The organism is Pseudooceanicola lipolyticus (genome assembly GCF_002786325.1).
Classification (GTDB): domain Bacteria; phylum Pseudomonadota; class Alphaproteobacteria; order Rhodobacterales; family Rhodobacteraceae; genus Pseudooceanicola_C; species Pseudooceanicola_C lipolyticus.
In genome coordinates, this window is record NZ_PGTB01000026.1 from 1 (window position 1) to 22,888 (window position 22,888).

Here is a 22,888-nt window from a genome sequence, read left to right on the forward strand (position 1 = left end):
CGTCGCGCGCCGTCTCCGACACGCAGGACAACGGGGCGGCCGGAACTAGGCGGCGGGCGTTGCGCGGCAGGCAGCGGTCGGCAGACGTAGGGCGATAGGCGAAAGGCGGCAGGCATTAGGCGTTACGCGGCAGGCGGCAGGTGGCAGACGGCAGGCAGCAGGTGGCAGACGGCAGGCAGCAGGCGGCAGACGTCAGGCGGCAGGCGGCAGACGGGACGCGGCAGGCAGCGGAGCCTATCCGCGCCGGCGAGAGGGGTGTACCCCCTGCCGGTCAGGCGGCGTCGTAGCGCAGGATCGCGGCTTCGGAACGGTTGAGGCAGCGGCGGGCAAATTCGCCATAGCGATAGGGATCGCCCTCGGTCTCGGGAAACCGTGCCCGCAGGCGGATGCGGTCGGCCAGGCCCAGCGTCTCGGGATCGGCGCCGGCCGGGTGGAAACTTTCGGTTTCCACCCCGTTGGCCCAGATCACCTGGTGGCTGGGCAGCATCAGGTGGATGTAAAGCACGTCCTGCAACGGCGGCTCGGTGGCGATGCTGCTGCCATTCACCAGGTCCGCGGCGGTCACCAGCACCTCGGGCGTGTTGAACAGCGCCTGCGCCGCCGGGCCACGCACCAGCATCCGATGGTCGGGCGAGACCAGCAGTTCCCGGTCGGGCCGGTCGATGCCCAGCGCCCCGGCACGGAACCGCACCGGACGCAGATGCGGCATCACCCGCAGCCGGGCGCCGCTGATCCGGCGCCGGCCGATCCAGCGGATCTCCTGCGGGCCGCTGTCGCGGGTCAGAACGCAACCGCCTTCGCGCAGCGTCTCAACCGGCAGCGCGCCGTGCGGCGTGGCGATGCGGGTGCCGGGGGTGAAACAGACCACCCCGCCTTCGCCGGGGGCCGCGTCGCGCCGCCCGCCGGCGCGATGCACGATCCACAACTCGGTGTCGCGGGGCGGCAATTCGTTGACGAACATCAGCAGCGGCGGTTGCCCGCGCCCGACGGCGATCTGGGTGACGGTAAAGCTCTGCGCGCCATTGGTGACGACAAAACTGTCCTCCAGCAACGGATCGCCCGGCGCCGAGGGCGCCGTGCCCGGCCCCTGCCCCAAAGCGGTGCCAATCAGCCGCCGCACCTTGCGCGCCGCGCTGGCGCGCAGCTCGGCCTCTCCATTCGCCCCGTCCAGCCGCAGAATGTCGTTGGGGCCATCCACCTGCACGGCATCGCCGCGCCAGGCCCAGGCCGCGCCGATGCGCAACGCGCCGGGCGGCGGGGCATCCAGCCCATCCAACTCTGTCTGCGACCAGGAAATGACGAACGTGCCGCGAAAGCCCGTTCCCATCTGCCTGTATGCCTGCCTTGTCGTTTTTTCTTTGACAGGCAGGGTAGCAGAGCCGAGTCGCCGAGGGAAGCGCGTTGTTTTCCCGACGGTTAGAGCTGTGGCGTCATAGCGCCTAGAAGCGGAACTTGACCCGGAGGGAGCCGGTGACCTGGCCTTCGGGCTGGGTTGAGAATTCCTCGCTGAGATAGGTCAGCCCGTAGAACAGCGAAGCCCGGCTGCCCTGCCAGTGCAGGCCGGCGCGCAGCCGCGCGCGGGTGTCCTCCAGCGCATAGCCGCGGCCCGAAGGCAGATAGACGCTGTCCTCGACATAGGCCAGGTCGCCGCCGAGCACAAAACTGGTGCCCGGCGCCGAGGCATAGATCACCCGATAGCGGTGGCCGGTCACCTGTTCGCGGGCCAGCAGCTCGCCCTGGCCGATCCGGCCAAAACTCACATCGGCGCCGGCGCGCAGCAGCGTTTCGTCACCCGCGCGGGCCTCGGCAAAGGGCCGCAGATAGACCTGCCCGCCGAGGTCATAGCTGCGGCCGATTTCGGCCACCACGGTCGGCCGCACCTGGTTGCCCACCTGCCCGGCCAGCACCGCGTTGCTGGCCTGCGGCGCATCCAGCAGGTCATGCACCGCACCGACAAAATCATCCAGCCCGGTCTGCGGCCCGATCACCACCAGATCGGCGCCCAGGGTCAGGTCGAGCCCGCTGAACTGGACGTGGCTGTGCAGCCCGACGCTGAGCGCGCCGGCAAAAGGCCGGTCATTCGGATTGACCGCGCCCAGATTTTCCGGCGTCATCACCTGGCCTTGCAGCCGCAGTTCCAGGATGTCCCCCAGCGCCGCGGGCGCGGCACCGTCCCAGCGATAGCCCCAGGCGCGCGAGCTGCTGACCGAGCCGGTGCGCCAACGGTCGGTATGTTCGCCGATCACGTCATTGCTGGTCAGCCGGCCATAGCCCAGCTTCTGGCGCTGTGGCGGCAACGGCGCGATCAGCGCCGGCTCTGCCGTGCCCTCTGCGCCGGGATTGCCGGCCTGCGCCGGGGCCGCAGCCACGCCAAATGTCAGCGCAAGCGCCGCAACCGCCAAGGGCAGGATTATCTGCGTCATTCTTACTATCCTGTTCGTGGCCGGGCGGGGCCTGAGCCCTGTCATAGCCAATTGCCCGCCGGGGAGCCAGAACAGGAGTTCTGAACTTGTGATTTTTTTGCCGGATCATGTGCAATTTGGTCAATTCATGCATTTAATCCGCACGGATCATGCCACTATTCGGCATATCGGCGCGCCGGGATGTGTTGATTTGCCACCGAGACCGATCAATTTCGGCGGCAAAACCGGCCAAGTCACATGCGCAGGTTGCCGCGGCGGCAGTCATAATAATTTCTCACCCGATGTCGAAAATCGGCGGGCTCGGACGTCCTTGGGACATGAAACACCATACAGGAAGGAGAATTATGGTTTTCTCGACAACGCCACTCTATGCGCTCGCCGCCGCGCTCATCTGGCTGACGCTGTGGTTCCGCGTGACGTCGCTGCGCGCATCCCTGGGCCAATCGATCGGGGATGGTGGTAACCCGATGCTGCTGCAGCGTATTCGCCAACATGGCAATTGCGCGGAATGGTCCGCCTTCCTGCTGATCCTGATGATGCTGGCCGAAGGCATGGGGGTGGCGGCGCTTTACCTGCATGTCTCGGGCATGCTGCTGGTGGCTGGCCGCCTGGCGCATCCGTTCGGGTTGAAGATCGATACTGCAGGGCATCCTCTGCGCTATGTCGGCAATGGCAGCAACATTGTCGCCGCCCTCAACGCCATGATTTGCCTAGGAATAAACCTTTTCAGCCTTTAAGCCTCACCATTGAAGAAGGAAACCAACCGATGAAATATATGCTGCTGATTTACAACGATCCGGCCAGGGAACCGGCCTATGGCACCGCGGAATTCGACGAGATGATGGCCGGGTTCTTCGCCCTCAACGAGCAGATGAAAAGTGATGGCGTGCTCTGCGACGGAGAAGGGCTGCAAGGGGTCGAGACGGCGACCTCGCTGCGCCTCAAATCGGGCAAGGTCGAAACGATGGACGGCCCCTTTGCCGAGACGCGCGAACACCTGGGCGGCTATTATGTTATCGACGTACCTGATCTGGATGCGGCGCTGAACTATGCCGCCCTGATCCCGGCGGCCAAATTCGGCACCATCGAGGTGCGCCCGTTGATGGACTACAATCCCGCGAGCTGAGCCGTGAAAAACGCCGCCCCCAAAGCGATTGCAGTGACTCACGTGATCGAGGACGTGATGCGCCGCGAACGGGGGCGGCTGTTGGCCGGGCTGATTGCCAGATTGGGGGATTTCCAGCTGGCCGAGGATGCGCTGCAGGAGGCCTCGATCTCGGCATTGAAACTTTGGGGCCGCGCCGGCGTGCCGCACGATCCGGTCGCCTGGCTGATGAAGGTGGGGCTGAACAAGGGGATCGACCAGGTCCGGGCCCGGCAACGCGAGGCCCGCAACGCGGATGACCTGGCGGATGTGCTTCCCGATTTCGCCCGCGACGACAGCCCCGACGCGATCCCGGACGAGCGCCTGCGCCTGATTTTCACTTGCTGCCACCCGGCGTTGGAAGAAAAATCGCGCGTTGCCCTGACCTTGCGCAGCGTGTGCAATTTATCCACCCGCGAGATCGCCGCGGCCTTTCTGGATACCGAACCGGCGATGGGCCAGCGCCTGTCGCGCGCCAAGGCAAAGCTGAGATCTAAGGGCATCGGGTATTCCGTGCCCGATCCAGAGCTGTGGCCGGACCGCCTGGGCACGGTTCTGTCGACGCTCTACCTGATTTTCACGACGGGATACCTGACCGAAGACGCTGGCCCGCGCGACCTGTGCCGCGAGGGGATCTTCCTGTCGCGTTTGCTGCACAAGCTGCGGCCGAACGAGCCCGAGATCGAGGGGGCGCTGGCCTTGATGTTGCTCACCGAGGCGCGGCGGCCGGCCCGGATTGACGGCGACGGGGCATCGGTTCCCGTCGACAAGCAAAGCCCGGCGCTCTGGATCGGCGCGCATATCCGCGAGGCGCAGGCGGTTCTGGCCTCCGCAATGGCGCGAAGACAACCGGGCCCGTTTCAGATCAAGGCCGCCATCGCCGATTGCCACATGATGCGGCCCGGCCCCGACTGGGCCCAGATGTCGCTGTTATACGGGGCGCTGTGGGGATTTGAACCGACGCCCGTTGTGGCCCTGAACTGGGCCGTGGTGCTTGCCGAAACCGGGCATGTGGCTATCGCCCTGCAGCAGCTGGATTCACTGGAGCGCGAACTGGACCAGTTCCAGCCCTGGCATGCGGCCCGGGGTCATCTGTTGCACAAGCTCGGGCGCAATGCCGAAGCCGCCGACGCGTATAGGCACGCCATCCTGACGGCCCCGACCGAGGCGTCACGCCGGTTCCTGGAAGTCCGGCTGCGCAATGTTGCCGAGTGAAACCGGCCTGAGCCGCTTGTCCGCGGTCGGCGCCCGTGAAACATCCGCGTCGTTCCGGACGGGCTGCATGGCGACGGAAGCATCGCCAGTGGTGTCAGCCGTGGGCGAATGCCTCGCGCTCAGACACCGTGAAATTGCCCGTGGCGTCAAATTCTGCGGCGCGGGCCGGGCCAAGCACCTCCAATGCGTCACTGGCCTCGACCTCCGGCAAAAGCGCCTCGGACACGTGAATTTCCTCAAGATGAAGCGTATTGGGGACACGCACCATCCGCAGCTTTGACGGGTCCGGTGCGTTGCAGGTTTTTACCGCCATGCGCATCGCGTCTCGGTCGTTTTCCATGATCACGGGGATGCGCGCGCCGGCCAGAACCGTCGAGGTGACGCAGTTGGCATAGGTTGCAATCAGGTCGATCTTGTCATGCAAGCGCCGCGTGCAGATATCGGCGAGGCCAATGCCGGTGGCGTTACCGCTGCTGCTGTCCGTCAGGTCAAGAACGGCCATCTTGCCGACCTCCTGCGTGGTGTTGACATATGGGGTGCTGGCGCGTCCGGTGATGTTCGGGTCCATGCCGGTGCCCGAGAACTCCTTGCCCATGCGGTCGACGATGAGCACGTCCAGCGGGCGGAACAGAATACGCGGCATGCTGGCGCGCGCCTCTTTCAGCAGTTCGGGCTCGCGATCGAGAATGCGCTCGTTGCGCACCAGTTCCACGCGGGCGACACGGTCGTACCCGTTCTCGACAGTCGCTATGCCGAACAGAACTGGCGAATGGGCCAGCTTGAAACGCGCCATCTCCAGCACGTTCTCCGCCATCATGCCGAAGCCGTGAGCGTGGCAGCTTTCGGCGCCCTGCTGCTTGCCCAGCCCGATGGTGATCATCTTGGCCAGGCCGCTTTCGATCATGCCACTGAAACTGGTATGCGGCTTTACCCGGTTGATGACGACGATGCCGTCGGCCTGCATCGCTGCTTTGTCCATGAGGATGGGCAGTCCGTTCGGCAAGCTTCCGAGTTTCACCGTGTCCATGGACGACCTAATCGGGCACCCCGCGCTTGCCTCGGTGACGCCCAGCTTGGCCAACAGCGCCTGCTGTCCTTCCGCGGTGGCGCCGCCATGGCTGCCCATGGCGGGAACGATAAAGGGCCGTGCCCCGAGCCGGAGCAGTTCCTCCACCGTGGTGCGCACGAGGACGGGCAGGTCCGCCAGACCGCGACTGCCAACACCGATGGCGATCGTCATACCCTTGCGAACCAGCGCTGCATTGCCTGGCTTGGCGAACTCTGCGCGCACCGCGGCAGCAACATCGCGGACCGCATCGTCGGGAAAGATCTGACGGACGGGCGCCATCCGAGGCAGGTCAACGGTTGTCAGGAATTGCTCAATAACGGACATCGGGGAGGCTCCTAATTGCCTAGTCGAACCGCGACTGCCAGGTCGCGATATAGCGGTTCTTGGCCGGGGTAAGGTGATCGCGACACAGCGTCACCAGCCGCTCTCTGTCCCCTGCACGGCAGGCCTCGACCATGGCGCGATGCTCATCCGCCGCCCATTGCAGCGCCTCAAGCTCGGAGGTGAAGATCGAGCGGTAAGCGTGACTCTTCTGGGCGAAGATCTCGATCGCCTCAATGAGCGCCTCATTGGCACAATGGCGGAAGAGTTCGCGGTGAAACGCGATATTGGCGTAGAACACCTTGCGCTTGTCCCTTTCGACGATGCCCTCGGCGTGGCGCGCCTGCAGCGCCTCCAGCTCTGCAAGGGCGTTCGCGTCGAGGGGGAAAGGAATGAGTTCGGCCGCCTTGACCTCAAGCAACTCGCGAACGGCGTGGATATCGTTGACTTCCCGCGGGCTGTACAGGCGGACCATTGCCCCACGGTTGCGGATCCGCTCAACCAGCCCCAGCCGTTCCAACTCGATGATCGCCTGCCGTGCGAGGTAGCGCTTGATCCCGAAACGCTCGGCGATCTCGTCCTCGACCAGCCTCTGGCGGGGCTGCAACTGGCAAAAGACGATTTCCTCTTCCAAGAGTTGGGTAATGCTGCGCACCACCTCCTCGGCGTTCTTGCCGGCGACCAGATCAGCCTTTTTCACCTCGAACCCCTTCCACTTTGCAACGGGCCACGTTCCGGTGGCGTTTTCGGAGGGGTCCATCTCCGGATCGGGCGATGTCATTGTCAAGTATTCCCCGCGTCCTTTTCCATTTCTGGCAGGCCACGCGAGCGACGGATCGCCCGGCCGAGCCAGCCGAAAAACGGGGTGGCCTGCAGGACCGAAAGCGCTGCGATGGTCAGCAGCACGGCTGCAATCGGGCTCTGAAGGAAGATGGTCCAGTCGCCCCGTCCGATCAGCAGGCTTTGCTCGAGGCTGGTGTCCAGCACCGAGCCCAGAATCAGGCCGATCACCAGCGGCGGCGTCGGGATCCGACAGGCATCCAGCACGTAGCCGAATAGCCCGAAACCCAGCATGAGCCATATCTCGAAGATCGAATTGTTCAGCGCGTAGGCACCGATGATGGACAGGACAACGATCACCGGGCCGACGACGCGGTTCGGGATCTTGGTAACCGAGACGCAGGCGCGGGTGAAAAGCAGGCCAACGGCGAACAGTGCGACGTTGGCGAAGAGCACCGCCCAGAGCAGGGTGTACGTGACGTCGCCGTAATCGGTCATCAGGGTGGGTCCGGGCAAGATGCCGTGTACCATAAGCCCCCCCATGAGCACCGCGGTGGAGGATGAACCGGGGATGCCGAGCGAGATGGTGGGGATCAGCGCACCGCCGACAACGGCGTTGTTGGCCGCTTCCGGCGCCACGATGCCCGGAGCATATCCCTTGCCGAACTCTGCCTTGTTGCGCGAGAAACGCTTTGCCTCATTGTAGGCGAACCAAGAGGCGGTATCGCCCCCGGTGCCCGGGATCAGCCCCGTGAACACCCCGATGACGGCGGAACGCAGGCTGTTGGGCAGCATGGCGAGGAAATCCCGCGCCGACGGCAGCATCCGGTCGCGCACGCTGGAAATGCGCCCAGACACATCTGTGTTCCCCCTCGTCATCAGCCGGATGGCCTGGGGGATGGAAAACAGCCCGATCAGCGCCACGGTGAACTCGACACCACCAAAGAGGTTGAGGTTGCCAAAAGTGAACCGCGGCGTTCCGGTGGTCGGGTCCATGCCGATCATGGCAATCAAGAGCCCAATCGCGCCCGACAACAGCCCCAGCAGCGCAGAGCCTTGCGACAGCGAGCCGATGATGGTGATGCCGAGCACGGCAATTGCAAAGATCTCGACCGGGCCGAAATTCAGCACCAGTTGACCCAGAAGCGGTGCAACGGTCAGCAGCACAATTGAAGACAGGACCCCGCCGACCAGAGAAGCCGAGAGCGAAAACCCAAGCGCTTTCCCGGCCTTGCCGGCCTGTGCCATCGGGTAGCCGTCGATCACCGTTGCCGCTGCCGCGGGCGTGCCCGGCGTGCGCAGCAGGATCGCGGCGATCGAACCGCCGTACATGGCCGAGAGGTAGAGCGACGCCAGGAGAGCAAGTCCGGTGGCCGGCTCGAACTGGAAAGTCAGCGGCAAGAGCAGCGCGATCGCCATCGTGGCCGAGAGACCGGGCATCGCGCCAACGAACATGCCGATCAGGGTCCCGAGGACGATGACGAAAATATTGATCGGCTGCACCACATTGGTAAGTCCGATCCACAGGAAAGTGTCGTTCACGTCAGGTTTCCTTTATGCACCGGGAAAAAGCGGCATCGGCAATCCGAGAAAGTTGATGAAGACCGCCCAGATCACGCCGGTCACGGCGATCACGGTCAGCAAGATGTTCGGCCAGCTGATCGGACGAAGTGCGCCGAGCGCGACAAGCAGGAAAACCGGCGTGGCGATCAGGTAGCCAAGCACATGGATCGAAGCGGCATAGGCGACGCAAAGGGCGGCAAACAGAACTCCGATTCCGAAGGCGGTCTTGTCGATGGGTGGCACAAGTTGCAATTGTCCATCTGCGCTTTGACGCCGCCATTCCAAGGCCTGAGCCACGATGACTGCCGTTCCCAGCAGGATGATGATCAATCCCAGCAGGTTCGGAAGGCGGGCTGCGGCAGAAGGATAGCTCTGCGCGGTATGGCGAAAGAACAGGGCCAGCGCGACCGCTGCGGAAGCCACGAGAATTCGTCCCATCTGAAACTCCAAAAAAGAGGCGAGCAGCCCCGGAACGGCGAGCGGCGGCCCGAAAGCCGCCGCAGCTTGCAGACGCGGTTCAGTTTGACTGAACTTCGTCTTTCACTTCGTTCCAGATGTCGGTGAAGGTCTTTTCCTGCTCCTGCAGGAAGGCCGTGTAGTCATTGCCCCCGATGAAGTCGATGTTCATCGCATGGGCCGCCGCGGCCGCCTTGAAATCGGGGTTCTCGGTCACCCGCCGCAGTCCGTCGACCAGCTGGGCACGGGCCTCGTCCGGGAAACCTGCCGGGGCGCTGTAGCCACGCGAGGAGCCGGCCACCACGTCGAAACCCAGTTCCTTCGCCGTCGGAACATCGGGCAGTTCCGGCAGACGCTCGTTTGCAAAGACGACCAGCGCGCGCAGGTTGCCCGCCTTTATCTGCGGGTAGGTGATGCCGACATTATTGAAGCTGGCGTCAATTTGACCGCCCATCGCGGCCGTCCAGGACGGACCGTCACCCTGGAACGGCACCTTTTGGAACTTGATGTCCGCAGCGCGCTCGAAGGCCACGGTGGTGAAAAAGTCGTCACCACCGATGCCAGAGTTGCCGACCGTGATCGCGCCCGGATCGGCCTTGGCCGCCTCCAGAAGATCCGCAAAGCTTTGGTAGGGGCTGTCAGCGGCCACCACGGCGATGCCCGGATCGGTGACGATGTTGGCAATCGGTGTCAGCTCGGAAATGTTGTAGGTGATGCTTTCGTTCATGATGTAGTTGGTCATCAGCATCGGCGTGTTGGTGATGCTGATGGTTTCACCGTCGGGCTTGACCTGCTTGGCGAGGCGCGTCCAAGCAATCGCCCCGGTGGCACCCGGCATATATTGATTAACGAAAGACACGCCCAGCTCGTCGGCGAGGAATGGCTGCACAAGCTGCGCCAGCGCGTCCGAACCGCCACCCGCCTTAAAGCCCATCAGCACGGTGACCTCTTCGGCCGCATCGTAGCCCTGCGCGGTGGCGCCAAAGGGAACCGATAGCGTCATCGCGACCCCAAGAGCCGCAACAAAAGATCTTCTCTTCATAATGAATCCTCCCAGATTTCAATGTCTCGACGGACGTTAACCAAGGCACCCGCTTTTTGTCAAACATATTGTTGACAATTTGTTTAAACATTTGCCAGAAGAGCGGAAAGAGGCAATATGCCCCGCCAGGACAGATGCAAGGGAGACGACCGATGGCCGAGAATGGCAATGCGCCCAAGGGAATGCGCAAGGGGCTGACAAGCTATGGCGACGCGGGCTTTTCGCTCTTTCTGCGCAAGGCCTTCATCAAGGGGATGGGGTACAGCGACTCGGCTCTGGACCGGCCGATCATCGGCATTGTCGACACCGGCAGCGACTACAATGCCTGCCACGGCAACATGCGAGATCTTGTCGAGGCGACCAAGCGCGGCGTGATGCTGGCGGGGGGGCTGCCGATTCCCTTTCCGACGATCTCGATCCACGAATCCTTTTCGCATCCGACCAGCATGTATCTGCGCAACTTGATGGCGATGGACACCGAGGAAATGATCCGCGCCCAACCGATGGATGCGGTGGTGATGATCGGCGGCTGCGACAAGACGGTGCCGGCCCAGCTGATGGGCGCAGCTTCGGCAAACCTGCCGGCAATCCAGCTGGTCACCGGCCCGATGCGTACGGGCAGCCATCGCGGCGAGACCGTGGGCGCCTGTACCGACTGTCGCCGCTTTTGGGGCCGCTTCCGCGCGGGCGAAATCGACGATCAGGAAATCGCGGAAGTGAATGACCAGCTTGTGCCTGGGACCGGCACCTGCGGTGTTATGGGCACCGCCTCCACAATGGCGCTGGTGACCGAGGCGCTCGGCATGATGGCCCCCGGCGGGGCCACAGCGCCCGCCGTCTCTGCCGACCGTCGGCGCATTGCCGAGCGTTCCGGCGAGATCGCCGTGCAGATGGCGGCGTCGGGGCTGACGCCCGACCGGATCATGACCGAGGAGGCGTTCGAAAACGCACTGAAGGTGCTTCTGGCCATCGGCGGCTCGACCAACGCCATTATCCACCTTACCGCCGTCGCCGGACGTTTGGGTATCCGCCTCGACCTCGACCGGTTTGACGCCATGGGGCGCGATATCCCGGTCCTGGTGGATCTCAAGCCCTCGGGCACTCAGTACATGGAAGACCTGCATGACGCAGGCGGGCTGGTCACGGTGTTGCGCGAACTGCGCCCCCACCTGAACCTGGATTGCGTGACCGTCACCGGCCGCACCCTGGGCGAAGAGATCGACCTGGCGCCCGCAGGCTTTGCGCAAGACGTTGTTGCCGGCAACGAGGCACCGCTGTTTGCCGAGGGCGGCATGGCGGTGCTGCGCGGTAATCTCGCGCCGCGCGGGGCCATCATCAAACAGTCTGCGGCAACTCCCGATCTGATGGTGCATCGCGGGCGCGCGGTCGTTTTCAGTTCGATCGAGGATCTGACGCGGCGGGTGGACCTGCCTGAACTTGACGTGAAAAAGGACGACATCCTGGTGTTGCAGAACGCCGGACCCAAAGGCGCGCCAGGCATGCCCGAGGCCGGCTATATGCCCATACCCCGCAAATTGGCCGCGCAAGGCGTGAAGGACATGGTGCGGATATCCGACGCCCGCATGAGCGGCACCGCGAGCGGCACCATCGTGCTGCATGTGACGCCGGAATCCGCCAGCGGCGGACCTCTGGGTCTGGTGCGCGACGGCGACGAGATTGAACTGAATGTACCCGAGCGCACGATCACGCTGCATGTGGACGAGGCCGAACTGGCCGAACGGCGCAAAGGCATGAAGGCACCGGTGCATCCGGGGTCCGACCGCGGATATCGCAAACTGTTTCTTGAAACGGTGACCGAGGCCGACCTCGGTTGCGACTTCGACTTCCTCGTACCGCAGGCGCAGTCGGAATCGCCCGAGTCCTGAGCATGCAGGTCCCCCACCCTGCCCTGCTCCGCTTTGCCACTGACCGGCTTACCGCCTCCGGGATGTGCCCGGAGTTTGCCAAGACCGTGGCCGAGACGTTGGTGGAAGGGGATCTTCTGGGTCATGGCACCCACGGCCTGGCGCTGCTGCCGCGCTACCTGCAGGAGCTGGAACGCGGCCAAATGGCCCGTGAAGGGAAGTGGACGGTGACATCGCGCGCGGCGTCGGTCGCCGAACGATGGGACGGCAATTGGCTGCCCGGTCCGGTGCTGGTCAAAGCCGCCATCGACCGCTGTGCCGCGATTGCTTCGCGCCAAGGGATGGGAGCGGTTGCCATTGCCCGGAGCCATCACATCGCCTGCTTGGCGGCCTATCTGCAGGCCGTCACGCAGCGGGGGCTGGCCGTGATCATCGCCTCGTCGTCTCCGTCCAATCGGCAGGTGGCGCCGCACGGAGCGATCACAGGCGTCTATTCGCCCAACCCGATCGCCGCGGGCTGGCCAACCGGGGGCGACCCTGTGCTGTTGGATGTGTCCATGTCGATCACCACCAGCGGATTGGTCTCAGCCATGGCCGCAGAGGGGCGGTCCATGCCCGGGGCATGGCTGGTGGATAAAGACGGTCAGGCGACGGACGATGCCACCGTCATCGGGTCCGGCAACGGCGCACTTCTGCCGGTTGGCGGGCAGGATCACGGGCACAAGGGCTTCGCACTTGGTCTGCTGGTGGAGATGCTGACCACGGGCCTCGCCGGCCACGGGCGGGCGGAGGGCACAGATCGTTGGGGCGCCTCGGTCTTCGTATTGGTGCTGGACCCTGAGCATTTCGGCGGGCTGGAAGCGTTCAACCTCCAGGCGGGCTGGATCGCCGCTGCCTGCCGCGGCGCAAGCGTGATCGACGGCACGCCAGCGGTTCGGTTGCCCGGCGAACGCGCGCTGGCCCGGCGCGAAGAGAATTTGCACAATGGAGTGGCCCTTGCACCCGACCTGCTCGCGGTGCTGCAGAAGATGGGCTTGGGGAGCGAGGAGGAGGTGAGCAAATGACACAATCCATGGAAAAGGTCCGGCGTGGTCCGGCAATCCGTCTGCATCAGGACGACAATGTGGTGATCGCCTATCGCGAGATCGCGCCAAAGACGGAAATTCCCGGCGAAGGGGTGACCACCAACACGCCGGTCCCGGCGGGCTACAAGATCGCGACCCGTGCGATCTCCAAGGGCGAACCGATTCGGAAATACAATGTAACCATCGGCTTCGCAGCCAAGGACATCCGGCCCGGTTCGATGCTGCACAGCCACAACATCGAATTCCGGGAATTCGACCGCGACCCCCGCCACGCAACCGAATACCAGCCGGTGATCCCGGTCCCGGAGGAGGACCGAGCGGTGTTTCAGGGCATCCTGCGCCCCGACGGCCGCGTTGGCACCCGCAACTATGTGGGCATCCTGTCCTCGGTGAACTGTTCTGCCACGGTGGTGCGCAGGATCGCCGATTTCTTCACCCCCGAGAGGCTGGCCGAATATCCCAATATCGACGGGGTCGTGGCGTTCACGCATGGGCTGGGCTGCGGCATGGAAATGTCGGGCGAGCCGATGGATCTGCTGCGCCGGACCATCGGGGGCTTTGCCACCCATGCCAACCTGGCCGCCGCGGTCCTTATCGGACTGGGATGCGAAAGGAACCAGATCCCGGCGCTGATGAAGCAGAACGGGCTGACCGAGGGGCCGAAGCTGCTGAACCTGGTGATGCAGGAGATGGGCGGAACCCGGAAGACCATCGAGGCGGGAATTGCCGCGGTCCAGGAGATGTTGCCCGAGGCGAACCGCGTGGTGCGGCAACCGGTCCCGGCCAGCCACCTGAAGGTGGGGCTGCAATGCGGCGGCTCGGACGGGTTTTCCTCGATTACGGCCAACCCCGCCCTCGGTCATGCCGTTTCGATCCTGGCACGCCACGGGGGCACTGGCATCCTGTCCGAAACGCCGGAGATCTATGGTGTCGAACATACCCTGACCCGGCGCGCACGGTCGGTCGAGGTGGGCGAGAAGCTGCTCCAGCGCATCCGCTGGTGGAAAGACGAGTATTCCCCCGGCCGCGACGTTCAGATCAACGGGGTCGTGAGCCCCGGCAACCAGATGGGCGGGCTGGCGAACATCTTCGAGAAATCGCTGGGTTCGTCGATGAAAGGCGGAACCGGGCCGTTGATGGATGTCTATCGCTACGCCGAGCCGGTTACCGCCAGCGGCTTGGTTTTCATGGACACGCCGGGTTACGATCCGGTCTCGGCCACCGGCCAGATCGCCGGGGGGGCCAACTTGATCTGCTTTACCACCGGGCGCGGGTCCATGTTCGGGGCCAAACCGGTACCATCGATCAAGATCGCCACCAATACGCCCATGTATAGGCGCCTGACCGAGGACATGGATGTGAATGCCGGTGTCATCCTCGACGGCGAGGCGACGCTGGAGGAAACCGGTGAATTGATTTTCCGCAAGATGCTCGAAACCGCGTCGGGCACCCGGACCAAGAGTGAAGAACTGGGACTTGGCGACAACGAGTTCGTGCCCTGGAGCATCGGGATCATGAGTTGACGCGTCGCACCGCGCGTTTGGGGAGGTGAGGACACAGATGATATCACTGCGACAAAACTCAGAGCGATGGACGGTGGGCCGCGACCAACGGGCGGCGCCATGACCGGGCATGCCCATCTTGACCTGGTGGGCGGGATATCGGGCGATATGTTCGCGGCCTCGATGCTCTCCGCATTTCCCGGCACGCGGGACCAGCTGGAACACGATCTGTCCGACGCGGGCCTGACCGAGTGGGTCACCCTTCGCGTGTGCGAGGTGCGAAAGTCCGGTTTTGCCGCAACCCAGGTTGGGTTCGAGATCACGCCGGGCGCCCCGCCGACCCGGCACTGGAAGGATATCCGCGCAAGACTGCACGGATCCGCCTTGCGGCCCGCCGTCCGAGCCGCCGCAATCGACATCTTCTCCGGCCTCGCAGAGGCGGAGGCCGCCAGTCACGGAATTCCGGTCGACAAGGTCCATTTTCACGAGATCGCGGACTGGGACTCGATGGCCGACATTGTCGCCGCCGCCTCGCTGATCGTCAGCACGAAGATCGCCAGCTGGTCCTGCTCTGACCTGCCTCTGGGGCGCGGACGCGTACAGACCCAGCACGGGCTGATCCCGGTGCCGGCGCCGGCGACGGCCCATTTGCTGTCAGGCTTCCGTTTCGCCGATGACGGCGGGGAAGGCGAGCGCATCACCCCGACCGGCGCCGCGATCCTCCGCCATCTCCTCCCGTCCCAGGATGGCCGCCAGGCTGGCCTGAAGCTGAGCGGTATCGGCACCGGTGCCGGGCAGCGCGAAATGAAGGGGATCCCCAATCTCTGTCGGCTGATGTATTTCGAAACCGCCTCTGCAGCGGCAGACCTGGTGGGCAGCCTTGCTTTCGAGATCGACGACATGACCGCCGAGGAGCTGACGGCCGCCCTGGACCGTATTCGAACCAGTCGCGGGGTGCTCGATGCCGGTTACACCACCGGCTATGGCAAACAATCGCGGAGCCGTCACACTGTCACGGTCCTGGTCGAGCCAGCCCGCACCGACGAGGTTGTCGATCTGTGTTTGCGGGAAACCAGCACCATCGGCCTGAGGATCGGGAGCGTCCGACGTCGGGTTCTGCGGTGCGAGGCAAGCTTGGGCGGCGGGCTGCGCGCCCCGACCGTGCACCGGCCGGATGGCGCCACCGCAAAGGTCGCGCGAGACGAACCGGTCGGGGTGGGCGGTGATGAATAATCCTGCGGCCGCGTTGCGCGAGGTCCTGGCTCGACATGGGGACCTAACCTTTGCCGTCAGCGGCGGCGTGGACAGCCTGACGCTTGCGGCCTTCGCCGGGCGCCTCGGGCCGGTCACGGTGGCACATGCGGTATCCCCGGCCGTTCCGAAGGAAGCGACGACGCGGGTGCTCGAGTTGGCCCGGGCGGAAAACTGGACGCTACACGTGATCGAGGCTGGGGAATTCGCGGATCCTGACTATCTGCGCAACCCGCTGAACCGCTGCTATTTCTGCAAGTCGAACCTTTATGCCCGCATTCAGCAAGTGGTTCCGGGCCTCATCGCTGCGGGGACCAACACGGATGACCTGTCCGAGTTTCGTCCGGGGCTTCTTGCCGCGCGGGAGAACCGGGTGGTTCATCCCTACGTCGATGCGGGCCTGTCCAAGGCCGACCTGCGCCGGCTGTCCGCCGAAATCGGCCTAGGCGAGATCGCCGAACTGCCCGCACAGCCCTGCCTGGCCAGTCGGGTAGAGACCGGCATCCCGATCCGCGCCGACGACCTGGCGTTCATTCACCGTGTCGAAAGCACGCTGCGCGAATTTACCGATATTCCGGACCTGCGCTGCCGCGTGACCCGCAGCGGCATCCGCCTGGAAGCCGGCGGAGCGTTGCCCGCCGCCGCGACGGCGCGGATCGCCGCGATGTGCCGGGAGAGCGGCCGCATCTTCGCTGGGGTTGCCGCCTATCGACGCGGCAGCGCCTTCGTGGCACCGGAGCCGTCATGACCATTTCCCACACCGTGATCGACTGGGATCGGACCGCGCGCACCGGCGTGCCCGAAGTGGTGTTGGCCCCGTCCAAGACCAGCCACCAGCTCCGCGACATTGTCGAGGCTCACCAGGCGCGGGCGGTGCCTCTGCTGCTGACACGCCTGACGGATGGCCAGCTCGCCGATCTGGCGGATCTGCCGCTGGATCTCGACCCATTGGCGCGGACCGGCAGCCTGTTGGCGCCGGACATACCTGCGGATGCACAGCGGCTCGGGATCGTGACAGCCGGCACGTCGGATTTGCCCGTGGCACTGGAGGCTTATCACACCGCCCGGTTTCTTGGCCTCGACACAACGCTTTTCACCGATCTGGGCGTGGCCGGCCTCTGGCGGTTGCAGGATCGCCTTGAGGAGATCTCGGGTTTTCCACTGCTGATCGCCGTCGCCGGAATGGAGGGCGCGTTGTTTTCCGTCCTCGCCGGGCTGGTCCGCGCACCCGTGATCGCAGTGCCAACCTCGGTCGGCTACGGCATGTCGGAGGGTGGCAAGGCGGCACTGTCCTCGGCGCTGGCCAGCTGCGCACCAGGCATCGTCACGGTCAATATAGACAATGGCTTCGGTGCGGCGGCGGCGGCGCGGAAGATGCTTCCGCCGTCGCGCACTGCGCTCAGGCCGGTTTCAACGCCCTGAGCTCGGCATCCGCCATTTCCGCCAGCACCCGAACGAGGTGGGTGCGCGGTGCATTGCGCGGATAGAGCAGCCCGATCCCCCGCGATGGTGCCGAGGCCGGCAGGGACAGAGTGCGCACGCGGTTCCGCTCGGGCCGCGGCCCGGCCCAGTCGGGCACAACCGCCACCCCCAGCCCCTTGCCGACCAGGACCGCGATGGCATCCAGCGCGTCCAACTCAAACCGGACATCTGGTTCGGTCACACTGGTCTCGATCCACTGCTTCGCCAGACGCCCGCCCCATTGTCCGCGGTCATATAGGATCAGCGGCGAAGTGGCGAGAATCTCCAGCACATCGGTCCTCGTCTCTTCCGGCGGCACCATCAGCACGAAGCGCTCGCGCCGCCAGAGGGAGAACTCCATCGATTTTGACAGAGCAAATTCCGGCGCAACAAGTATCGCAGCATCAATGGCGCCGTCCTCGACCCGTGAAAACAGGTCTGCCGAGGTGCCGGGAACGAGGTGCAGGCGCAAATTCGGATAGGTGCGGATGCTGACTTCCAGAACCGATGGCAAGAGACCGGTCAACGCCGTCGCAATCGCACCGATGCGCAGTTCGCCCGCAATCGCCGAGCCGCTGGCGGCAGAGCGCAGGTCACGCAGCCCCGACAGCACTTCGGGAAGCTGTTCCAGCACCGCATGCCCGGCCGCCGTGGGGCGCACCACACGTCCCGACCGGGCAACCAACGCGGTACAGAACTCCTCCTCCAGCGCGCGCAGGCGCAGCGCCACGGCATTCGCGGTAAGGCCCAGTTCCCGCGCCGCAGCAGCCATCGAGCCCTGTCGGGCGACGATCTGGAAAGTCAACAGATTGTCGGTGTCCAAACCCAAGTATTCCTTCGTTTTGACCGCAGAACCAATCCAGTTTTACTTCTGTAATAATCGGTTAGCTAGTGCCTCATATCTGCAGGAGGGACGAAAGAATGGATTTGGGTCTGAACGGACGCGTCGCGCTGGTTCTGGGAGGCGGCGGCGGATTGGGCAGTGCCATCGCCCAGAGCCTGGCAGCCGAAGGCAGCTTGGTTGCTGCAGCCGATATCGACAAGTCCGCCGCCGATGCCACCGCGGCGGCCATCGCCGCGAAGGGTGGCACCGCCACCGCCATGGCGTGGGACCTGGCCGAGATCGAGGCCGTGGATGCCAATGTCACCAAGGTCGAAGCGGAGTTGGGCCCGGTTGATATTCTCGTCGCGATCACCGGTGGCCCGCCGCCGGGCACCGCCCATGGGCAGTCGGTGGACACATGGCGGACGTTCTTCGACTCGATGATCGTCTCGGTGATGGCAATCTCCGACAGGGTTCTGCCGGGCATGCGCGCCCGCAACTGGGGTCGGATCATCACTTCGACCTCCTCGGGCGTCGTTGCGCCAATCCCGAACCTGGGCATCTCCAACGCTCTGCGCCTGTCGCTGGTTGGCTGGTCAAAAACCGTCGCCGCAGAGGTGGGTAAAGACGGCGTGACCTGCAACGTGGTGATGCCGGGCCGCATCGCCACGCAGCGTATTTCCTTTCTCGACGAGAAGAAGGCCGAGCGCGAGCAACGCAGCGTAGACGAGGTGCGCGCCGACAGCCTCGCGATGATCCCCATGGGCCGCTACGGCGACCCGTCAGAATATGCCGATATGGTGGCCTTCCTTGCCTCGGACAGGGCAGGCTACATCACCGGATCGCAGATCCGGATCGACGGCGGCTATATCCCCAGCATCTGAGCCAAAGGACCTTACAGAATGACCGAGACAAATGTCACCCTCGACGCCGAAGCCATCGCGATCCTGCGCGGTGTCACCACCGCCACCCTGACCACGATCCTGCTGAAGAAGGGCCTGCGCAACGTTTGGATTCGCGGCGGCATGCCGCTGCGGCCGGAACAGGAGCGCGTGGTGGGCCCGGCCTTTACCTTTCGCTTCGTGCCGGCCCGCGAAGACCTCGCGACACCGGCAAGCTGGGGCAGCCCGATTTCGACCCGCGCCGCGATCGAGGCGATGCCCGAGGGCGCCTTTGCCGTCATCGACGCGATGGGATTTCAGGATGCCGGCGTGTTCGGTGACATCCTGTGCGCGCGTATGGTCAAGCGCGGCGCGGTCGGCCTTGTCACCGACGGGGTCGTGCGCGATCTCGACGGTGTACTGGGCACCGGGCTGCCGGTTTGGGCGCGCGGAACGGCGGCGCCCCCATCGGTGGCCGGGCTCACCTTTGTCGGCTGGGAAGAAACCGTCGGCTGTGGTGGCGTCTGCATCATCCCGGGCGATACCATCGTCGCGGACAAGGACGGCGCTGTGGTAATCCCCGCGGCCTATCTCGGCGACATCTTGAAGGAAGCCCCGGAACAGGAGCGCATGGAAGGCTGGATCGTGAATGAAGTCGAGAATGACGCGAAACTGCCCGGGCTCTACCCGATGAACGAGGCCACCCGCGCCCGATACGACGACTGGCGGAAGGACAATTAATCGCCGCGGCCGCCGGTGGCGCCGTTGCGATTGCACCGCCCCATTCAGTCTCTGGCCTGGCGCCCAGGTCGGAGACTGATCCAAGGCACGCGCCAGGCCGGGTGAGAGGCCGAAACCAGCATGGCGCGTTGCCGCGACATTGGCCAAAAATAGCCTGACCGCTTCGTCGCGCCCGCGTGGCCTAGCCGCATTTGGAATGGCCGCAGGCGGCGCAGGTCATGCAGCCTTCGATCATCCGCATCTCGTATTGGCCGCAGGACGGGCAGGGTTTGCCGCGCGTGCCGGGCTCGAGCCCGACCACCTGCGCCTGCGGGTCGGCCTTGAGCCCCATGCCCTCGCCTTCCAGAAAGCCGATGGCGACCATGTGGCGTTCGATGACGCCGCCGATGGCGGCGAGGATCGAGGGGATGTATTTACCCTGCACCCAGGCGCCGCCGCGCGGGTCGAACACCGCTTTCAGTTCCTCGACCACGAAGGACACGTCGCCGCCGCGCCGGAACACCGCCGAGATCATCCGGGTCAGCGCCACGGTCCAGGCAAAATGTTCCATGTTCTTGGAGTTGATGAACACCTCGAAGGGCCGGCGCCGGCCGCCCAGGATGATGTCGTTGATGGTGATATAGAGCGCGTGTTCGCTGTCGGGCCATTTCAGCTTGTAGGTATTGCCTTCCAGCGTCTGCGGCCGATCCAGCGGGTCGGTCATGTAGACCACGTCGCCATGGGGCTGCAGCGGTTCGGCATCGCTGGTGGCGAGGACTTCGGGATTTTCCGCCTCATCGTTCAACAGCGCAGAAGGCGCGACCTTCAGAGCTTGGGCAATCTTCTCTAAAGTCTCAACTCGCGGCGACGCGCTTTTTCCACTTAGTATGTCATAAACGCCGGTCGGGTTAAGACCAGCCATCTCAGCCAATCGAGCGGCGTTTATCCCTTTCTCGTCGATCAGCGCTTTTAGTTTCAGCTTCAATGTCGGTGTTTTTTGTTCGACCGCCGCCACGCTCAACACGCTGCCCGTCACCTCGTTCGGCCGGTAGGTGGTGCAGCCCTTGCAGCCCGAGTCATAGGCCTGCATGTAGACGTCCTTGAACGCCTCGAAAGAGATGTCCTCGGGGCAGTTGATGGTTTTCGAGATCGAGGAATCCACCCATTTCTGCGCCGCCGCCTGCATCTTGACATGATCGGCCGGCGACAGGGTCTGGGCGTTGACGAAATAGTCCGGCAGCGCCCGGTCGCCGAATTTCTCGCGCCACAACCGCACCGCGTAATCCTCGACCTGCTCTTCGGTGCGCGAGCCGTCCTTCTGCAGCACCTTGCGGGTATAGCTGTAGGCAAAGACCGGCTCGATCCCCGAAGACACGTTGCCGGCATAGAGGCTGATGGTGCCGGTGGGCGCGATCGAGGTCAGCAGCGCGTTGCGGATGCCGTGCTCGCGGATCGCGGCGCGCACGTCCTCGTCCATCACCATCATGTTGCCGCTGGCGAGGAATTTCTCGGCATCGAAGAGCGGGAAGGCACCCTTTTCCTTCGCCAGGTCGACCGAGGCCAGATAGGCCGCCCGCGCGATGGCGCGCAGCCAGGTTTCGGTCTGCGCCGCCGCGGCGTCCGAGCCATAGCGCAGGCCCAGCATCAGCAGCGCGTCGGCCAGCCCGGTGACGCCCAGCCCGATGCGGCGTTTCGCCTGCGCCTCCTGCAATTGCTGGGGCAGCGGGAATTTCGAGGCGTCGACGACATTGTCCATCATCCGCACCGCGGTGGCCACCAGCCGGTTCAGCGCCTCGCCATCCAATGCGGCGCCCGGTTCGAACGGGTCGCTGACCAGCCGCGCCAGGTTGATCGAGCCCAGCAGGCAGGCGCCATATGGCGGCAGCGGCTGCTCGCCACAGGGATTGGTGGCGGCGATGGTTTCGACATAGTTCAGGTTGTTGGCGGCGTTGATGCGGTCGATGAAGATCACACCCGGTTCGGCGTAATCATAGGTGGATTTCATGATCCGGTTCCACAGGTCGCGGGCGGCGATGGTGTGGTAGACCTTGCCGCCGAACTGCAGCTCCCACGGGCCGTCGGCGCGCACCGCGGCCATGAAGGCATCGGTGACCAGCACCGACAGGTTGAACATGCGCAGCCGGGCGGAATCGGATTTGGCGGTGATGAAATCCTCGATATCCGGATGGTCGCAGCGCATCGTCGCCATCATGGCGCCGCGGCGCGAGCCGGCGGACATGATGGTGCGGCACATCGCGTCCCAGACATCCATGAAGGAGAGCGGGCCCGAGGCATCGGCGGCCACGCCCGACACCGCCGCGCCCTTGGGGCGGATGGTCGAGAAATCATAACCGATGCCGCCGCCCTGCTGCATGGTCAGCGCGGCCTCTTTCAGCATGTCGAAGATGCCCGCCATGCTGTCGGGCACGGTGCCCATCACGAAACAGTTGAACAGCGTCACCTGCCGCGCGGTGCCGGCGCCGGCGATGATGCGCCCGGCGGGCAGGAATTTGAAATCCTCCAGCGCCTGGTAAAAGCTGTCTTCCCAGGCCTCGGGCTGGGCCTCGGCGCCGGCCAGGTCGCGGGCGATTCGGCGCCAGGTGTCCTCGACCGAAAGGTCGATCGGCGCGCCATCGGCCTGTTTGAAGCGGTATTTCATGTCCCAGATCTGCTCGGCAATCGGGGCGGCGAAGCGGGTCATGGCGCGAATCCTTGTGTGAGGGCGATCAAGGTAGCTGGTTTCTACAACAGTTTGAAGTCCCTGCGGAGTGCTCTACTATATAGGCCGTGGTTTGGGGGCGACTCTGTGGATAAATTTGTCAATCTCATCAAGCTGTCGGTCGGCAGCGACAGCGTCGAGGATATCGCCGCCTGGCAGGAGATGCGGCGCAAGACCGTGTGGCGCGACGGCTATAGCCGCCATGTCACCCGGATGTGGCCCAAGCGCGAGGCCGAGATCCTGAATGGCGGTTCGATCTACTGGGTGGTCAAGGGGCTGGTGCAGTGCCGCCAGCGCATCCTGCGGCTGGACGAGATGACCGGCGAGGACGGCATCCGCCGCTGCGCCATCGTGCTGGAACCCGAGCTGCACCGCACCGCCACCGCGCCGAAACGCCCATTCCAGGGCTGGCGGTACCTGGCCCCCGCCGACGCGCCGCCGGATCTGCCGAAACACCGGCAGGATGAAGAGGCGCTGCCCGCCGCGCTGAACCAGGCCCTGGCCGAGATCGGGGTGATCTGAGCGGGGCAAGACTTTCCGGGAAAGTCTTGGCAAAACGCTCGGCAAG

General features: G+C 64.6%; 21 protein-coding genes. 12 read left to right on the forward strand and 9 right to left on the reverse strand.

Features of this window, described 5'->3' with window-relative positions; translation table 11 throughout:
* Nucleotides 1-271: 271 nt before the first annotated feature.
* Entirely contained in the window at nucleotides 272-1,327 is a 1,056-nt protein-coding gene (locus CVM52_RS09410; RefSeq protein WP_100162256.1) for a Hint domain-containing protein, read from the reverse strand.
* 112 nt (nucleotides 1,328-1,439) lie between these two features.
* Nucleotides 1,440-2,423: a lipid A-modifier LpxR family protein gene (locus CVM52_RS09415; RefSeq protein WP_240620920.1), complete on the reverse strand. Its 984-nt coding sequence runs from the start codon at nucleotides 2,421-2,423 to the stop codon at nucleotides 1,440-1,442.
* Nucleotides 2,424-2,767: 344 nt separating this feature from the next.
* Here CVM52_RS09415 and CVM52_RS09420 point away from each other — a divergent pair, with 344 nt between their 5' ends.
* Genes CVM52_RS09420 through CVM52_RS09430 form a run of 3 tightly spaced genes read left to right on the forward strand, consistent with a single transcriptional unit; the run spans nucleotide 2,768 to nucleotide 4,782 of the window.
* The gene (locus CVM52_RS09420) at nucleotides 2,768-3,160 is read left to right on the forward strand and encodes an MAPEG family protein (RefSeq protein ID WP_100162257.1); all 393 of its coding nucleotides are present in this window, start codon (nucleotides 2,768-2,770) and stop codon (nucleotides 3,158-3,160) included.
* A 29-nt stretch (nucleotides 3,161-3,189) separates the two neighbouring features.
* The gene (locus CVM52_RS09425) at nucleotides 3,190-3,549 is read left to right on the forward strand and encodes a YciI family protein (RefSeq protein ID WP_100162258.1); all 360 of its coding nucleotides are present in this window, start codon (nucleotides 3,190-3,192) and stop codon (nucleotides 3,547-3,549) included.
* Between the two features lie 33 nt (nucleotides 3,550-3,582).
* Entirely contained in the window at nucleotides 3,583-4,782 is a 1,200-nt protein-coding gene (locus CVM52_RS09430; RefSeq protein WP_240620922.1) for an RNA polymerase sigma factor, read from the forward strand.
* A 94-nt stretch (nucleotides 4,783-4,876) separates the two neighbouring features.
* Here CVM52_RS09430 and CVM52_RS09435 read toward each other — a convergent pair whose 3' ends face one another.
* The 5 genes from CVM52_RS09435 to CVM52_RS09455 all read right to left on the reverse strand — a co-directional run bounded on the left by CVM52_RS09435 (nucleotide 4,877) and on the right by CVM52_RS09455 (nucleotide 9,974).
* On the reverse strand, nucleotides 4,877-6,175 hold the full coding sequence (locus CVM52_RS09435) for a nickel pincer cofactor-dependent isomerase, group 22 (protein ID WP_100162260.1): 1,299 nt from the start codon (nucleotides 6,173-6,175) through the stop codon (nucleotides 4,877-4,879).
* A 19-nt stretch (nucleotides 6,176-6,194) separates the two neighbouring features.
* Nucleotides 6,195-6,953, reverse strand: a complete 759-nt coding sequence (locus tag CVM52_RS09440; protein WP_205964921.1) for a GntR family transcriptional regulator — start codon at nucleotides 6,951-6,953, stop codon at nucleotides 6,195-6,197.
* A 2-nt stretch (nucleotides 6,954-6,955) separates the two neighbouring features.
* On the reverse strand, nucleotides 6,956-8,494 hold the full coding sequence (locus CVM52_RS09445; protein ID WP_100162261.1) for a tripartite tricarboxylate transporter permease: 1,539 nt from the start codon (nucleotides 8,492-8,494) through the stop codon (nucleotides 6,956-6,958).
* Between the two features lie 12 nt (nucleotides 8,495-8,506).
* Complete coding sequence (locus CVM52_RS09450; RefSeq protein WP_133119818.1) at nucleotides 8,507-8,965, reverse strand: tripartite tricarboxylate transporter TctB family protein; 459 nt, start codon at nucleotides 8,963-8,965, stop codon at nucleotides 8,507-8,509.
* Between the two features lie 67 nt (nucleotides 8,966-9,032).
* Entirely contained in the window at nucleotides 9,033-9,974 is a 942-nt protein-coding gene (locus CVM52_RS09455) for a tripartite tricarboxylate transporter substrate binding protein (protein ID WP_205964922.1), read from the reverse strand.
* A 191-nt stretch (nucleotides 9,975-10,165) separates the two neighbouring features.
* Between CVM52_RS09455 and CVM52_RS09460 the strand changes: the two genes are divergently transcribed.
* The 6 genes from CVM52_RS09460 to larB all read left to right on the forward strand — a co-directional run bounded on the left by CVM52_RS09460 (nucleotide 10,166) and on the right by larB (nucleotide 17,138).
* The gene (locus CVM52_RS09460) at nucleotides 10,166-11,899 is read left to right on the forward strand and encodes an IlvD/Edd family dehydratase (protein WP_100162264.1); all 1,734 of its coding nucleotides are present in this window, start codon (nucleotides 10,166-10,168) and stop codon (nucleotides 11,897-11,899) included.
* 2 nt (nucleotides 11,900-11,901) lie between these two features.
* On the forward strand, nucleotides 11,902-12,942 hold the full coding sequence (locus tag CVM52_RS09465; RefSeq protein ID WP_205964923.1) for an Ldh family oxidoreductase: 1,041 nt from the start codon (nucleotides 11,902-11,904) through the stop codon (nucleotides 12,940-12,942).
* Nucleotides 12,939-14,486: a UxaA family hydrolase gene (locus CVM52_RS09470; RefSeq protein ID WP_100162265.1), complete on the forward strand. Its 1,548-nt coding sequence runs from the start codon at nucleotides 12,939-12,941 to the stop codon at nucleotides 14,484-14,486. The genes CVM52_RS09465 and CVM52_RS09470 overlap by 4 nt, the downstream gene beginning before the upstream one ends.
* A gap of 99 nt (nucleotides 14,487-14,585) precedes the next feature.
* Complete coding sequence (gene larC / locus CVM52_RS09475; RefSeq protein ID WP_276308634.1) at nucleotides 14,586-15,698, forward strand: nickel pincer cofactor biosynthesis protein LarC; 1,113 nt, start codon at nucleotides 14,586-14,588, stop codon at nucleotides 15,696-15,698.
* Complete coding sequence (gene larE / locus CVM52_RS09480; RefSeq protein ID WP_100162267.1) at nucleotides 15,691-16,464, forward strand: ATP-dependent sacrificial sulfur transferase LarE; 774 nt, start codon at nucleotides 15,691-15,693, stop codon at nucleotides 16,462-16,464. The genes larC and larE overlap by 8 nt, the downstream gene beginning before the upstream one ends.
* On the forward strand, nucleotides 16,461-17,138 hold the full coding sequence (gene larB, locus CVM52_RS09485; protein ID WP_100162268.1) for a nickel pincer cofactor biosynthesis protein LarB: 678 nt from the start codon (nucleotides 16,461-16,463) through the stop codon (nucleotides 17,136-17,138). Before larE ends, larB begins: the two co-directional genes overlap by 4 nt.
* Here larB and CVM52_RS09490 read toward each other — a convergent pair.
* Nucleotides 17,116-18,000 carry a LysR family transcriptional regulator gene (locus CVM52_RS09490; RefSeq protein ID WP_100162269.1) on the reverse strand — a complete coding sequence of 295 codons (885 nt, stop codon included), beginning with the start codon at nucleotides 17,998-18,000 and terminating at the stop codon, nucleotides 17,116-17,118. The genes larB and CVM52_RS09490 overlap by 23 nt on opposite strands.
* A gap of 98 nt (nucleotides 18,001-18,098) precedes the next feature.
* Here CVM52_RS09490 and CVM52_RS09495 point away from each other — a divergent pair, with 98 nt between their 5' ends.
* Nucleotides 18,099-18,884 (forward strand): SDR family oxidoreductase, encoded by a 786-nt coding sequence (locus CVM52_RS09495; RefSeq protein WP_100162270.1) that lies wholly within the window; start codon nucleotides 18,099-18,101, stop codon nucleotides 18,882-18,884.
* Nucleotides 18,885-18,902: 18 nt separating this feature from the next.
* Nucleotides 18,903-19,622 (forward strand): ribonuclease activity regulator RraA, encoded by a 720-nt coding sequence (locus tag CVM52_RS09500; protein ID WP_100162271.1) that lies wholly within the window; start codon nucleotides 18,903-18,905, stop codon nucleotides 19,620-19,622.
* 181 nt (nucleotides 19,623-19,803) lie between these two features.
* Here CVM52_RS09500 and CVM52_RS09505 read toward each other — a convergent pair whose 3' ends face one another.
* Nucleotides 19,804-22,302, reverse strand: a complete 2,499-nt coding sequence (locus CVM52_RS09505; RefSeq protein WP_100162272.1) for an adenosylcobalamin-dependent ribonucleoside-diphosphate reductase — start codon at nucleotides 22,300-22,302, stop codon at nucleotides 19,804-19,806.
* 105 nt (nucleotides 22,303-22,407) lie between these two features.
* Between CVM52_RS09505 and CVM52_RS09510 the strand changes: the two genes are divergently transcribed.
* A complete protein-coding gene (locus tag CVM52_RS09510) occupies nucleotides 22,408-22,842 on the forward strand; it encodes a DUF1489 family protein (protein ID WP_100162273.1) in 435 nt (144 codons plus the stop codon).
* The last annotated feature ends 46 nt before the right edge of the window (nucleotides 22,843-22,888 follow it).

Excerpts from the sequence above, each read along its gene's own strand:
- CVM52_RS09410 (WP_100162256.1), bottom strand. The coding sequence starts at position 1,327 with ATGGGAACGGGCTTTCGCGGCACGTTCGTCATTTCCTGGTCGCAGACA.
- CVM52_RS09415 (WP_240620920.1), bottom strand. The coding sequence starts at position 2,423 with ATGACGCAGATAATCCTGCCCTTGGCGGTTGCGGCGCTTGCGCTGACA.
- CVM52_RS09420 (WP_100162257.1), top strand. The coding sequence starts at position 2,768 with ATGGTTTTCTCGACAACGCCACTCTATGCGCTCGCCGCCGCGCTCATC.
- CVM52_RS09425 (WP_100162258.1), top strand. The coding sequence starts at position 3,190 with ATGAAATATATGCTGCTGATTTACAACGATCCGGCCAGGGAACCGGCC.
- CVM52_RS09435 (WP_100162260.1), bottom strand. The coding sequence starts at position 6,175 with ATGTCCGTTATTGAGCAATTCCTGACAACCGTTGACCTGCCTCGGATG.
- CVM52_RS09440 (WP_205964921.1), bottom strand. The coding sequence starts at position 6,953 with ATGACATCGCCCGATCCGGAGATGGACCCCTCCGAAAACGCCACCGGA.
- CVM52_RS09455 (WP_205964922.1), bottom strand. The coding sequence starts at position 9,974 with ATGACGCTATCGGTTCCCTTTGGCGCCACCGCGCAGGGCTACGATGCG.
- CVM52_RS09460 (WP_100162264.1), top strand. The coding sequence starts at position 10,166 with ATGGCCGAGAATGGCAATGCGCCCAAGGGAATGCGCAAGGGGCTGACA.
- CVM52_RS09465 (WP_205964923.1), top strand. The coding sequence starts at position 11,902 with ATGCAGGTCCCCCACCCTGCCCTGCTCCGCTTTGCCACTGACCGGCTT.
- CVM52_RS09470 (WP_100162265.1), top strand. The coding sequence starts at position 12,939 with ATGACACAATCCATGGAAAAGGTCCGGCGTGGTCCGGCAATCCGTCTG.
- larC (WP_276308634.1), top strand. The coding sequence starts at position 14,586 with ATGACCGGGCATGCCCATCTTGACCTGGTGGGCGGGATATCGGGCGAT.
- larE (WP_100162267.1), top strand. The coding sequence starts at position 15,691 with ATGAATAATCCTGCGGCCGCGTTGCGCGAGGTCCTGGCTCGACATGGG.
- larB (WP_100162268.1), top strand. The coding sequence starts at position 16,461 with ATGACCATTTCCCACACCGTGATCGACTGGGATCGGACCGCGCGCACC.
- CVM52_RS09495 (WP_100162270.1), top strand. The coding sequence starts at position 18,099 with ATGGATTTGGGTCTGAACGGACGCGTCGCGCTGGTTCTGGGAGGCGGC.
- CVM52_RS09500 (WP_100162271.1), top strand. The coding sequence starts at position 18,903 with ATGACCGAGACAAATGTCACCCTCGACGCCGAAGCCATCGCGATCCTG.
- CVM52_RS09505 (WP_100162272.1), bottom strand. The coding sequence starts at position 22,302 with ATGACCCGCTTCGCCGCCCCGATTGCCGAGCAGATCTGGGACATGAAA.